This window comes from Terriglobus sp. YAF25 (assembly GCF_052113305.1).
Classification (GTDB): Bacteria; Acidobacteriota; Terriglobia; order Terriglobales; family Acidobacteriaceae; genus Terriglobus.
The window spans coordinates 1-11,853 of sequence record NZ_JBFRCY010000048.1 but is presented as its reverse complement, the minus strand read 5'-3'; the positions used below and the strand labels follow the sequence as shown (position 1 = coordinate 11,853).

13 protein-coding genes and 1 pseudogene are annotated in these 11,853 nt (G+C 57.6%); 8 read left to right on the top strand and 6 right to left on the bottom strand.

From position 1 onward, the window contains the following. A partial coding sequence (locus AB4043_RS03255; RefSeq protein WP_442306493.1) for a VOC family protein occupies positions 1-213 on the top strand: 213 nt, incomplete at its 5' end. A 252-nt stretch (positions 214-465) separates the two neighbouring features. Here AB4043_RS03255 and AB4043_RS03250 read toward each other — a convergent pair. Both AB4043_RS03250 and AB4043_RS03245 read right to left on the bottom strand, forming a co-directional pair. Further along, the gene (locus AB4043_RS03250; RefSeq protein WP_442302927.1) at positions 466-999 is read right to left on the bottom strand and encodes a DUF1097 domain-containing protein; all 534 of its coding nucleotides are present in this window, start codon (positions 997-999) and stop codon (positions 466-468) included. Between the two features lie 446 nt (positions 1,000-1,445). Beyond that, on the bottom strand, positions 1,446-2,027 hold the full coding sequence (locus AB4043_RS03245) for a TetR/AcrR family transcriptional regulator (protein WP_442302928.1): 582 nt from the start codon (positions 2,025-2,027) through the stop codon (positions 1,446-1,448). Between the two features lie 121 nt (positions 2,028-2,148). Between AB4043_RS03245 and AB4043_RS03240 the strand changes: the two genes are divergently transcribed. The 4 genes from AB4043_RS03240 (at position 2,149) to AB4043_RS03225 (ending at position 5,261) form a co-directional block, all read left to right on the top strand. Beyond that, the gene (locus AB4043_RS03240) at positions 2,149-3,033 is read left to right on the top strand and encodes an SDR family oxidoreductase (RefSeq protein WP_442302929.1); all 885 of its coding nucleotides are present in this window, start codon (positions 2,149-2,151) and stop codon (positions 3,031-3,033) included. Between the two features lie 30 nt (positions 3,034-3,063). Beyond that, positions 3,064-3,939, top strand: coding sequence for an SDR family NAD(P)-dependent oxidoreductase (locus AB4043_RS03235; RefSeq protein ID WP_442302930.1), 876 nt, complete (start codon positions 3,064-3,066; stop codon positions 3,937-3,939). Positions 3,940-4,008: 69 nt separating this feature from the next. Further along, the gene (locus AB4043_RS03230) at positions 4,009-4,326 is read left to right on the top strand and encodes a hypothetical protein (RefSeq protein WP_442302931.1); all 318 of its coding nucleotides are present in this window, start codon (positions 4,009-4,011) and stop codon (positions 4,324-4,326) included. Continuing rightward, the gene (locus AB4043_RS03225; protein ID WP_442306495.1) at positions 4,221-5,261 is read left to right on the top strand and encodes an amidohydrolase family protein; all 1,041 of its coding nucleotides are present in this window, start codon (positions 4,221-4,223) and stop codon (positions 5,259-5,261) included. Before AB4043_RS03230 ends, AB4043_RS03225 begins: the two co-directional genes overlap by 106 nt. Before the next feature lie 278 nt (positions 5,262-5,539). Here the strand turns inward: AB4043_RS03225 and AB4043_RS03220 are convergent, their stop codons facing one another. Together AB4043_RS03220 and AB4043_RS03215 are read right to left on the bottom strand one after the other, a co-directional pair. Beyond that, the gene (locus tag AB4043_RS03220) at positions 5,540-6,289 is read right to left on the bottom strand and encodes a hypothetical protein (RefSeq protein WP_442302932.1); all 750 of its coding nucleotides are present in this window, start codon (positions 6,287-6,289) and stop codon (positions 5,540-5,542) included. Between the two features lie 203 nt (positions 6,290-6,492). Continuing rightward, complete coding sequence (locus AB4043_RS03215) at positions 6,493-7,134, bottom strand: class I SAM-dependent methyltransferase (RefSeq protein WP_442306492.1); 642 nt, start codon at positions 7,132-7,134, stop codon at positions 6,493-6,495. A 162-nt stretch (positions 7,135-7,296) separates the two neighbouring features. Between AB4043_RS03215 and AB4043_RS03210 the strand changes: the two genes are divergently transcribed. The 3 genes and pseudogenes from AB4043_RS03210 to AB4043_RS03200 all read left to right on the top strand — a co-directional run. Further along, complete coding sequence (locus AB4043_RS03210; RefSeq protein ID WP_442302934.1) at positions 7,297-7,761, top strand: MarR family winged helix-turn-helix transcriptional regulator; 465 nt, start codon at positions 7,297-7,299, stop codon at positions 7,759-7,761. Positions 7,762-7,876: 115 nt separating this feature from the next. Next, positions 7,877-8,647 (top strand): SDR family NAD(P)-dependent oxidoreductase, encoded by a 771-nt coding sequence (locus tag AB4043_RS03205; protein WP_442302935.1) that lies wholly within the window; start codon positions 7,877-7,879, stop codon positions 8,645-8,647. A 78-nt stretch (positions 8,648-8,725) separates the two neighbouring features. Beyond that, positions 8,726-10,390: pseudogene (locus tag AB4043_RS03200) on the top strand (right-handed parallel beta-helix repeat-containing protein); the annotation flags it as partial. A 476-nt stretch (positions 10,391-10,866) separates the two neighbouring features. Here the strand turns inward: AB4043_RS03200 and AB4043_RS03195 are convergent. Continuing rightward, positions 10,867-11,058, bottom strand: a complete 192-nt coding sequence (locus AB4043_RS03195; protein WP_442306494.1) for a recombinase family protein — start codon at positions 11,056-11,058, stop codon at positions 10,867-10,869. A gap of 461 nt (positions 11,059-11,519) precedes the next feature. Next, positions 11,520-11,853: hypothetical protein (locus AB4043_RS03190; RefSeq protein ID WP_442306491.1), on the bottom strand; the 334-nt coding region annotated here is incomplete at its 5' end.

Here is an 11,853-nt window from a genome sequence, read left to right as displayed (position 1 = left end):
GTGTCGCTCAGCGTTCCCGACCCGAATCACATCAACAGTTTTCTGAATTTCCGGGTCGCAGATATTCAGGCGTGTTATCAGTTATGGAAGAGTCGAGGCGCGGAGTTCATCACGGCGCCAATCCCCAAGTACGGTGAGATCCGCTGCTACATCCGTGATCCTGACGGTTATATCATCGAGGTCGGACAGAGCACCGACCAGACGTACGGTTGACGCTCGGTCCGAAAAAGCATTCTCATGGCCCGGGCGAGTTGTTGACCACTCGTCAGCTATATAGAGGGAAACACTGTCTGGTTCGGTACCGGCAAAAGAGGCTTCGGCTCTGCGATCTCGTGCGCGACGTCAACGACTGCACGAGATCGCCAATCTACTCGCGGCCGGACGAGAACGCTTATCGGAGCGCTTACCTGAACCGACTTCACGGGACCAATCTCCGCAGTTCCCGATAAGGCCGCTTTCCGGTGGTCACTGCGGCAACGCCTGATCACGGTGAGTCTGTCCGGAATCAGCGACCGCTGCCTGGTTGCGGCGGTCCAATACGGCGAAGAGCGCTGTGCGCAAAGACATATAGATCCAGCCGAGGAAGAAGGCCATTACCACGGCAGAACTCAAGATGAGGACATGGCGAACGTCTGGCGGAAAGCCAGATGCGAATACAAGCGCCAGCCCGATGAAGTAGGCCGCCACGATGTGCAGCGGAGTCCACTCCATGAAAGAAAGACCGGCGGCTACGACAAACACCATGAACGGAAACGTGGCAAGACCGAGCAACGGCGTAAGGTGTGGCGCGAGGATGAGGAAGATGGCACCGAGCACGATGCCCACAATCATCTGAAACAGGCCCTTGCCGGACTTTCGCGGCTCCGCGCCGAAGAGAAAGTAACAGGCCCAGCAAATAAATACGGCCCAAGTGGGAATGTTGAGCACCTGCGGTGTGGTTAGCCAAGTGGCAAGACCGGCAAGGCTGCCAATCAGGAGTGCGTTTCCAATCTTCTTCATGGACATGTCGTTCCCTTGAAAATTCACTAATCAGCGGTGAGGTGGCATCACGTCGAGGCGAGAACACCGAGTTCCTATATTTCAGGCTGCAGCCGACTGCATTTGTTCGAGTGGCGTAATAATACCCATCGGAGTGGAAGCGAACAAGTGGCGTCTGCAGCGGACGCGGCATGGCACTCTGCGACCGAGGTCAACGCCGGATTCTTACCAGCTTTCCCCATTCAGCAAGCGAAAGACTCTGACTTGACCTGCACTGCCTTATAGGAAGGGAACAGTCCGATAGCTTAGATCGCTGTCGCAAATGCGCGTTTCCGGGGATTAAGACCACGCCCGAGTTGAATGAGTGATTTGCCCTGTTATCAAGAATCGAAAGCGTGAGGCCGCTTGGATTTTGCTGCGCGGTGCTTGAGGCATGCCCGCGGAGGCCGTGTCTTGTGGGACGCGGTCTATTCGAGCGGACGTGAGCCTGCGATGAGTATGTCTACCAGTCTCCTGCCGCTCTGCTGCCAGTCGGCGTCGGAGCCCACATGGGAGGCGCCGATCAGCGCTCGAAGCAGGTCGTACGCATCCAGATCTCTGCGCAGATCACCACTCTTCTTGGCGCGCTTCACTAACTCACCGATCGCACCCCGAATCATGGTGCGTGACCCCTCATGGAGCCTGGACGGGCCGCCGGCAATGGTATTGAGAGCGGGTGCAATGATGTGCTTTGCTGCGATGTAATCGACCAGCAGCAGCATCCAGGCTCGAAGCGCTTCGAGTGGAGACATGGTCTCGGCGAAGCGGCTCGCGGCTGTCGCGAGTTTCTCCACCTCCGCTCGGTAAACACTTTCGATCAGCTCATCGCGCGTAGGGAAATGGCGATATAAGGTGCCAATTCCAACGTCCGCCTGCTTCGCGATTTCTTCCAGGCTGGTGTTGGCGCCTTCGCTGGTAAAGGCAACCTTCGCGATTTCAAGAATGCGCTCGTGATTGCGCAAAGCGTCTGCGCGCGGTTTCCGGTCGGTCGTCAAATGGTTCTTCGTCATCTTCAAAATTAATGCATCCGGAGGCTACCTCCGGATATCTATTTGTTCGGAGGCTGCCTCCGTTTTAGTGGAGGTCGCATCCTTTCGTCAATCAAGCTCGCATGAGATCAAGGAGAAACATATGCGTGTATTCGTTACTGGCGCTACCGGATTCATCGGTTCCGCCGTCGTAAAAGAACTCGTCGGCGCAGGCCATCCCGTACTTGGACTGACGCGGTCGGACGTTGGTGCAAAGTCGCTTGAAGCCGCTGGCGCCGAGCCCCATCGAGGCGATCTGGAGGACCTGGAGAGTCTGCGCACCGGAGCAGCCGCAACCGATGCCGTCATCCACACCGCCTTCCAGCATGACTGGTCAAAGTTTGCGGAGAGCTGCGAGTTGGACAAGCGCGCCATCGAGACCATCGGCGCTGTGCTCCAGGGATCGAGCCGTCCGTTCATCGTTAGCTCTGGCGTGGGAGTGGCTCAGGGCCGCGCTGCCACAGAGGACGATCCGCCGCTATCTTCTCCATCCCTTCCTCGTGTATCCGAGGTGACGGCTGTCGCACTGATGGATCGTGGAATCCACGCAATTGTGATGCGCTTGCCGCAGGTCCACGACACCGTAAAGCAGGGCCTCGTCACTCCCCTGATTGCGGTGGCGCGTGCGAGGGGTGTCTCGGCGTACATCGGCGACGGTCAAAACCGCTGGCCGGCCGCGCAGGTTTCGGATGTCGCACGGCTCTACCGGCTCGCGTTGGAGAAAGGCACTGCGGGAGCCCGCTACCACGCAGTCGCAGAAGAGGGAGTGACGCTCAAAGACATTGCCACGGCTATCGGCCGTGGCTTGAATGCACCCGTCATTTCCATTGCGCAGGAACAGTCCCAGGAACACTTCGGCTTCCTCGGGTTCTTCGCCGGGAGAGATCCTCTGACCTCCAGTGCGCAGACCCGTGCCAAGCTCGGATGGAACCCCACCGGCCCCTCTCTTCTTACCGATCTCGGAAACATGCGTTATTCCGAGGCTTGAACTTAACCCACAATCACGGAGGAATCGAAAATGCAAAAGACATGGTTCATTACCGGCGCCTCGCGCGGGTTCGGCCGCATCTGGGCCGAAGCTGCTCTACAACGAGGCGACCGGGTCACTGCGACCGCCCGCAGACTGGCAGACGTAACCGATCTCGCGGAACGTTTTGGCGACACAGTGTTGCCCCTTGCCCTCGACGTCACCGACTCCGCGCAGGTTGAGCAGGCAGTTCAGCAGGCATACGCGCACTTCGGCCGACTGGACGTTCTTGTCAACAATGCCGGCGCTAGCCTGTTCGCGGCTACTGAAGAAGCGAGCGACGAGCAGATCCGCGGCCTCTTCGACGCCAACTATTTCGGCATGGTCCGAGTGCTCCGAGCGGCTCTGCCTTTACTGCGGAAACAAGGGAGCGGTCACATTCTCGGTGTCTCCAGCGGGCTGGGGATAGCATCATTGCCTATGATCGGCTTCTATGCCGCTACGAAATGGGCTGTCGAAGCGCTTCATGAATCCCTCGCGCCGGAGGTGAAGGCGTTCGGGTTGAAGGTGACCCTTGTTGAACCCGGAGCTTACGCAACCGACTTCGGAAAGTCCTCACAGGTCGCGGATGTTCTGGAACCATACGCGGAATTCCGGCAGCAGTTCCTGAAACAGCTTGCTCATGTTGAACGCGGCGATCCAGAAGCGACGGCAGAAGCAATCCTGAAGCTCGTGGACGCGGAAAATCCTCCGCTGCGACTTGGCCTGGGTAACTCTATTCTGCCCAGGGCCCGTGCCGCATATGCGGAGCGGCTGAAGACATGGGAAGCATGGGAGGACGTGTCGAATGCAGCGATGGGCGAGCCGAAGAAATCAATGGCGGAGTGGATTGAGCAACGGGCCCCTGGAACCCTGGATCAGAATTAAGCACAGGATCTATATCTCCCATTCGCGAGCCAGAGGCAAGGATATCTGAGGGGCGGAACGGTTATCGACATGACCGGGAAAGCCCCCTACCAAGCAGATGTTGCAATTCGCGATGGCCACATACAAGCCATCGGAAAGAACCTGCCTGTCCCGGCAGATGCACGCGTTCTCGATGTATCCGGCAAGTACATTCTGCCTGGATTTATCGACATGCACGCGCATGTGACGTTCCTTCGGACGGGCGCGTTTTCCAGCTATGACCGGGCGACGAGCGAGCAAGTATTAAAGCTCTTGTTGGACTATGGCATCACGACTGTGCGAAACCCTGCTGCTCCAGCCACAGAGGCCGTGAGGTTACGCGAGGACGTAAAGCGCGGATCGTCGTAGGGCCGCGCATTCTGACGGCGGGCGAAATATTAAACGGCAAGCCGTTTTCAACAGAACAGGAGATACGCAACGAGGTCGACAGGCAGGCGGCAGCCGGAGTCGATTACATCAAGGTCTACGCTAAATCAGACCCTAATCAGACTGCTGTTGCAATTGATGAAGCGCATAAACGTGGACTGAAGGTGATTGGACACCTGCAAAATACGGATTGGCCGACAGCTGCAGCAGAGGGAATCGATTTTGTGGCACATGCCGTAAGCTGGTCGGCAAGCGCGCTCCCTCCCGGCAAAAGAGCCGCATATCAAGCGGAGCAGAATAGCGTGGGGCCGATCAAGGCCCGCATCTTCTGGTTGGAATCGGTGGACGTCAATGGACCTGAAATCGGTGCCGTGATAGCAAGCCTAAAGCAACATCACATCTCAGATGACCCGACCCTTATTGCCTATAAGACAAAGTTCGTCCCATCGGAGGAGTATCGGGGAAAGCAGAATGTAAGTCTTGCTCCAGCAGCAATGCAACAGAGTTGGGAGGATGGTGGTTTGACGGCCGACTGGACACCGAGCGATTTTGCACGAATGAGCCGCGCGTGGCCCAGGATGCTGCAGATCGTCGATCGGTACTATCGCGAGGGTGTTCTGCTCACGACGGGCTCAGATCTTCCGAACGAGTGGGTCGTTCCTGGAGTGAGCCTGCATCAGGAGATGGAGCTACTGTCCCAGGCAGGCATACCGAACGAGGCAGTTCTGGCGATGGCGACGCGCAATGCTGCCCTGGCGCTCGGCCTTGAAAAGGAGATTGGCACGGTCGAGACGGGAAAGTGTGCGGATCTGGTGGTACTGCGAGCGAATCCACTCAATGATATCCACAATGCCGAACAGATTCAGTATGTGTTTAGCGCTGGAAGGTTAGTGATGTCGGGAACCCCTTCACACTAGCGAAAAGGTAATTCCCACAGATGCGCTTTATCGATCCACGGTGATCCCGAGTGCATAATCGCCAAATCACTCATCGTGAAGCATGATCCGTCCCGATGTCGGCTTATAGGAAGGGAACAGCTCGATAGCTTAGATCGCTGCCGCGATCGGCGTTTATCAGGACTGATCTTATGTTCAGCCGGCTTCTGGCTCGAAGACCTCGGTAATCGAAGATCGGTTCTGCTCAAGAACCTATTTGACTTCGGACCGGTTCCGCGACCGGCAGACATGGCCGTTCACTACTGTTGTGCTCGGCGCGTTGCCTTTCGCCGTCTGGCGGATTTTGGTATCTGCTTGCCGCACGAGGGCGGGACATTGGCCATCTGCTTTGCAAAGACGCGGTAGCTTTGTGTGCCCGGTTGCAGCGTGGACCAGTAGCTGCTGCGGGAGAGCAGAGGCTCATCATGGTCAATGATTTGGGTCTTCAGTATCCGGATTCCGCAGGCAAGATTGCGCTCAGGCTGAAGGATCGTGCGGGCTGGGTCTTTGAGACCGAGCCGGCTGTCGGCCTGCCAATCGAAGTCGCAGCCGTAGGTTTCTCCGTCCTGATAAGAAAGTTGCAACAGGCCTTCTTGCCGCATGGGACGGTGCGTGATCTTATCCGTTTTCGCGACGGCGGGCTGCGTGTGGTGGGCGGTTGCCTCGGGTTTCAGGCCTGCTTCAGCGGCCGCCATGGCCTGTATCGTGTACGCCCAGAACGCCCGCTTGTCGACTTCTGAGGCGGTTGAGAAGGCCGGGCAATACGACGCTACAGCCTTTGCAGCCTTGGCAGAGAGCATTTCGGTCGGCAGGTTTTTCTCAATGAAGACATCCCATGCTGGCGTCCACGCGTTTTCGGTACCGAGTTCGTCCTTCTTTTCAGAGAGCGGCGTGGCGGGTGCAGCCTTGACCGGGGGCTGGGTGGGTGCGGGCGGTGAGGTGTGAGATTGCTTGCAGCCAGTGACGGCTAGAAGAATCGTGAATAGGACGGACCCAGCACGGTGTGTCATATCAGCCTCACTTCCCGTCATCGCCTCCGGGCAGATTATGGCTACGATGTGTGCGCTTCGGGCACAGTTGTACCTCGGTGAAACCTTTACAACTTTCGGGTAGCGCGTTTATCGTGCTGGATTGCTGACTCCATCGGATTCAAAGAATGAACTTTGTAGAGGAACTCGATACGTCGGCTCTGAAGTTTAGGTCCATGCTCGATTTATCCGACGTCGCAACGTTGCTTTCTTACAATCACCTCAAATCCCGTTGGTGAGGTTTCGGTTTGCAACTCTTTCCATCCAGCCTCGCTTGCCATCGTTCGAATCTCGTCGAGCGAATACGCCCGCTTGATGAGCATGTGCTTGAAGGTGAGGTTGGTGAAGACGCGGTTCCACCAGTTCAGCCCCATCCCCTGGACGAATTGCTTGATGTCCTGCATGGACACGTCGCGTCGCATGTCGATGAGCATTGCCATGCCGCCGGGGCGTAGCACTCGTAGTATCTCGCGCATCGCCTTTACTGGCTCGGTGAAGTTCTTGAAGGCAGCGCGGCACATGACAAAGTCAACACTGTTGCTCTCGATCAGAAGCTGGGAGGCGTTTCCCCGTAAAAATGTGGCCTTTACGCCGGCATCCTCCGCATTCTTTTGAGCAAGCTCTACAAAGGTCCGGCTGATGTCTACGGCACACACGTCGAAACCGCGCTTTGCAAGTTCGATGGAGAGGAAGCCGGGGCCGGGTGCGACTTCCAGCACTCTGGCGCCTGCCGGAACCATTGCTGCAATTCTTGTGGCAAGCACGCGAAAGTCTTCCATGCTTTTACGCGTGGTGCGGTCATACCATCGTGCGATGCCGCCCTCCATGCCCATTCCTTTGTATGCCTTTGCCGAGGCGCTCATGTCTTATTCTCCAGATATCTTAGTTAATAAGATATCTGTATACTAAATCAGAAGCAGACGCCTATGTCCAGGGTTACAAAGAAAAAAAGCCGAACGTCTTCAGAAAAGCCACCAGTTGAAGTCGAAGTGAGTTCAATCGCGAAGCTGCCTGCGCCGGTGACTCCGGCCGATCGTATTGTGCTTGAGATCCGCAAATTCATCGCCTCCAGCATCTTCTTCAATGCGAAGACGGCGGAGAAAGTCGGGCTCGGGCTTACCGATATGCAGATGCTTCACATGCTGCAGCTCTACGGGCCAACTACTCCGAGTCGGCTGGCCGAAGCTACGGGTTTGTCGAGTGGGGGCGTCACGGTCGCGCTCGACCGGCTGGAAAAGAGCGGATTGATTCGCCGTGATCCCAACCCGTTAGATCGCCGGAGTCTTCTCATTAACCTTGTGCCGTCGAGATTGGCCCATATCGCGGCAATGTATGAAAGTGTTGAGGCCGCAACCAGGCAGCAGCTCGCTACTCTTTCGCAACGTGATCTCGAAGCGGTCGTCCGCTTCTTTGAAGCGCTCGCCCTGGTGCGAGCTAAGAGAGACAAACGTTGAAGACTAGTCCCGAGAAGTCGGCATACGGGATGACGGCATTGGCGAAATTTTTCGATAGCCACCTTCAATAACGCCATTGGGTGCCATCCGCCGGACGCTCAAGTAGAGTGAAGAGATGCGAGTTGCCATCGTAACGGGAGCCGCGCAGGGCATCGGGCGCAGAACTGCTGAAGTCCTCGGTGAGGCTGGGTACACTCTTCTGCTGCTCGATATGCAGCCCTGCGAAGCCACGCTGTCAGCAGTGCGCGCGGCCGGCGCTGAAGCAGAAGCGCTGATTGGTGATATCACTGACGAGGCTTTTATCGCGCGGGCTGTATCCCTTGTCACAGAACGTTGGGGCCGTGTCGATGTCCTCGTCAACAACGCAGGTATCAGCTTTATCGCTCCTGCTGAGACCATTGAAGCCTCCGCCTTCCGCCGTGTGCTTGAGGTAAACCTCGTCGCACCCTTCGCTCTCTCCCGGGCCTTCGGCTCCGTTATGCTCGCGCAGCGAGAGGGAAGTATCGTGAATGTTGCGTCGATCGCTGGTCTGGTCGGTGTCAGTGACCGTACGGCTTATAACGCCTCCAAGCACGGACTCATCGGGCTGACTCGTACTCTCGCCGGAGAGTGGGGCGGGCGTGGTGTTCGTGTGAATGCCGTCTGTCCCGGCTGGGTCAAGACAGAGATGGATGTCGCCGACCAGGCCGGCGGCGGCTATACCGACGATGACATCACCGGCCGTGTTCCCATGGCTCGCTTCGCGAGTCCCGATGACATCGCCCGCGCCATCCTCTTCCTCGCCGATCCGGCCCAGAGTGGCTTCATCAACGGCCAGGCTCTGGCTGTCGATGGCGGCTGGACCTCCGATGGAAGCTGGCAAAGCCTGCGCATGCGCAAGCGTTAGAGCACTTTCGCCGTACGGCAGCGGTAGGCAGACCTTCCGTGAAGCGCGTTTGTCGGTACTGACTCGGCCCCAACCAGCATGACAGAATGGCTGGGGTCACGCCTGCGGTCGTCCGCGCGGAATGAAACATCGCGTGGCGAAAGCAGGGATGTGCATCCAGGGAGCGTTACTTTGACCTTGACGTATGTGAGGCCTTTTGTGGTCCTTGTTCTTTTGGTGCTTTGTTCTGCGGCGCAGATGTGTGGTGAAGAGTTTTATGTTTCGCCGAAAGGCGCGGACACGAATCCCGGTACCAAATCGCAGCCCTTTGCGTCTCTCGAACGAGCACGGGATGCAGCGCGTGCAGCGAAGCATGACGCCCCCATCACCATCTGGCTGCGGGGTGGCGACTACCGTAGAACCGCGGCCTTCGCCCTTATCCCCGAGGATAGCGGGACAGCAGCCGCGCCGATGGTCTATCGCGCCGTGCCGGGGGAGAGGGTGCGGATTGTTGGTGGCGTACCGGTAAAGAACTTCAAGAAGTGGCGGGGAGAGATTCTGCGCGCCGATCTGCGCGCGCAGGGAATCACCAACTACGGAGAGATTGTTTCGCGAGGCAAAGGGCGGGCGAACGTTGCAGGTCTGGAGTTATTTTTCAATGGCCAGCCGATGACGCTGGCACGCTGGCCGAACGTTGGCTGGGCGTACACCGGCGCAGCCACCAGGGACAAAGCGCAGAGCCAGTTTGCGTATGAGGGGGAGCGTGCAGCGCGGTGGCGCATTGCCCTGGACAAGGCCCCCGATGCGTGGTTACATGGCTACTGGTATTACGACTGGGCCGATCACTACGAGCGCATCACGTCCATTGATACGGCGCATCATGTCATCGATACCGCAGCGCCCAATCCTGCCTATGGCTACAGGGCAGGGCAGCGCTGGCAGCTGGTGAATATGCTGGACGAACTGGACGAACCAGGCGAGTGGTATCTGGACCGCGCGGCGGGTATGTTGTACTTCTGGCCGCCGTCTCCGATTGCTTCTGGAGTGGCGGAGGTCTCTCTGCTCGATAAGCCGCTGGTGAGCGTCGAAGGCGCGTCGTATGTGGAGTTCCGCGATCTCGCGTTTGAGGTGACGCGCGCCGACGGCATCGTGATGGATGGCGGCAGCCACGACCGCATTGAGCATTGCAGCATAGCCAATACCGGCAACGCAGGTGTAGTTATCCGCGGCGGGGCCGGGGACGCAGTGGAAGATTCGGAAGTTCGCGGAACTGGCGATGGCGGCATCGTTCTCGACGGCGGAGACCGCAAGACGCTCACGGCTGCCGCGCACATTGCTGCCCGCAATCATATTCACGACTATGCCCGCTGGTCGCGCACTTATACGCCTGCAATTAGCGTGTCCGGCGTGGGCAATCGCGTCACTGGCAACACCATCGATCACGCGCCACACTTTGCCATCTGGGTGCACGGCAACGACCATCTGATTGAGGGGAACGATGTGCATACCGTATCGATGGAGACGGGAGACGTGGGCGCATACTACATCGGTGCGGACACCACCGAACGCGGCAACACGGTGCGCGGCAATTACTTCCACAACCTCGGCCTGGGAGATGTAAACGCCGTTTACCTGGACGACGAATCCAGTGGGTCGTTTGTGATTGGCAACGTGATTCGGGGGGCGGCCCGCGGCGTGAAGATTGGCGGCGGCAATGACAACGTTCTCGAGAAGAACAAGTTTGTCGACGACGACATCGGCATCCACTTTGACGCACGCGGTATGGGTTGGCAAAAGGCCTATTTTGACGGTACCAACCCGGCGCTGCTGAACCGGTTGAAGGCGATGCCGTACAAAGAAGAACCATGGCGCAGCCGCTATCCGCAATTGCCGGGATTTCTGGACCAAACACCGGGGCTGCCCACAGGCAATGCCATTCACGACAACGACTGTTGGTGCCGCATCTGGGTCGACTATCGTGACAAGCTGACGGAGAAAAACCTGGACTCGGTGGGTAACCAGGCTCATCCGGAGAAGGGCGCAGAGCGGAGTGTTCGCGGTGTGGATCGAGCCGGGTGTCGACGCCAGGATTGTGACGCCACCGGAGATTCCGTTTTCTCTCAAGCCAGGAGAAAAGGCGGAACGGACGATTACGATCGAGCACGCCAGCCCGGTCTACCTGGGCGTCTATCTGAAGGGCGAGAGCTTTGTCCCGGCTGGAATCAAGATGAAGTAGGGGGCTACTTGTGTCGTGTTTGCAAACTCTTCCACTTGTCCCCCGCGAAGAGCCTGGGTCCGACCTCTATCAGTCTTGGCATCATTTTATGTAAGCTCACACGATCCCACGGAGAATTGGTCCGGGTTCGCAGTCCTTTCTCGTTGAGGTCACTGACGATCTGGGAATAGGAAAAATCCTGGCTCAGCAGCTCCATCATCTGCGTCAAGACCGAGTTCTCGTAGGGGTCGATCTCCAAACGCAGGCCATCGTCGGATAGCCGAAGACCGTACGGAATCTCTTCGGCGTGTTCTGCTTCATGAGGTGCTTCCGACGCCGGAAGTTCTCGACGCCACTCGATCGAAACCAATTGCCATCCGGCCTTCTGGCGTTCGGTGATTAGAGTCGGGCTGAAGGGGCCGGAGATCCTGTCCTTGATTCGTTCAAAGTAAGGCATGTGTTCCCTCCTGCCTATGGACTTGCACTCGCCACGCCAAAGAATTTTGCTTCAAAATCAAGCGGCTGATGCGCGACGGCTTTCGCAAGCTGTACATCTTCGGACAGAGCTGTCCGCATTCGGACAATTTTCCGAAATTCGGCTAACTCAAGATCGAGACGGGACGTACACGAGGAACGGGCGGGATTCGATGAGCGAATCCGCCGTTGGCTGCCTGCCTTCTATTGGCTCAGTTCCTTGAGCCGAGCAAGACGTGTTTTTTCATTCGGGTCGGAACTCAAACTCGGGCTCAAAAGCTCGTATGCCCTTCTGAAGCGAGGCTTGGCCTCGTCGGGGCGCCCCATAACAAGCAGAAGTTCTCCGAGTTCTTCTGAGACATAACCCTGCTCAGGGTATTGGATCAAGTCATTTTGGATGGCAAACGCCTCATCGTATCTCTTCAAAGCGCGGAGGCACCGGCCCACAGCCCACCTTGCGATACGAATACGCACCGGATTGCCAGTCGTTTGCTGAAAGTCCAGAGCGGACTCAAACGTGATCAGTGCCGTATTGAAG

Excerpts from the sequence above, each read along its gene's own strand:
- AB4043_RS03215 (WP_442306492.1), bottom strand. The coding sequence starts at position 7,134 with ATGGAGGGCGGCATCGCACGATGGTATGACCGCACCACGCGTAAAAGC.
- AB4043_RS03250 (WP_442302927.1), bottom strand. The coding sequence starts at position 999 with ATGAAGAAGATTGGAAACGCACTCCTGATTGGCAGCCTTGCCGGTCTT.
- AB4043_RS03205 (WP_442302935.1), top strand. The coding sequence starts at position 7,877 with ATGCGAGTTGCCATCGTAACGGGAGCCGCGCAGGGCATCGGGCGCAGA.
- AB4043_RS03195 (WP_442306494.1), bottom strand. The coding sequence starts at position 11,058 with ATGGAGCTGCTGAGCCAGGATTTTTCCTATTCCCAGATCGTCAGTGAC.
- AB4043_RS03240 (WP_442302929.1), top strand. The coding sequence starts at position 2,149 with ATGCGTGTATTCGTTACTGGCGCTACCGGATTCATCGGTTCCGCCGTC.
- AB4043_RS03235 (WP_442302930.1), top strand. The coding sequence starts at position 3,064 with ATGCAAAAGACATGGTTCATTACCGGCGCCTCGCGCGGGTTCGGCCGC.
- AB4043_RS03230 (WP_442302931.1), top strand. The coding sequence starts at position 4,009 with ATGACCGGGAAAGCCCCCTACCAAGCAGATGTTGCAATTCGCGATGGC.
- AB4043_RS03245 (WP_442302928.1), bottom strand. The coding sequence starts at position 2,027 with ATGACGAAGAACCATTTGACGACCGACCGGAAACCGCGCGCAGACGCT.
- AB4043_RS03220 (WP_442302932.1), bottom strand. The coding sequence starts at position 6,289 with ATGACACACCGTGCTGGGTCCGTCCTATTCACGATTCTTCTAGCCGTC.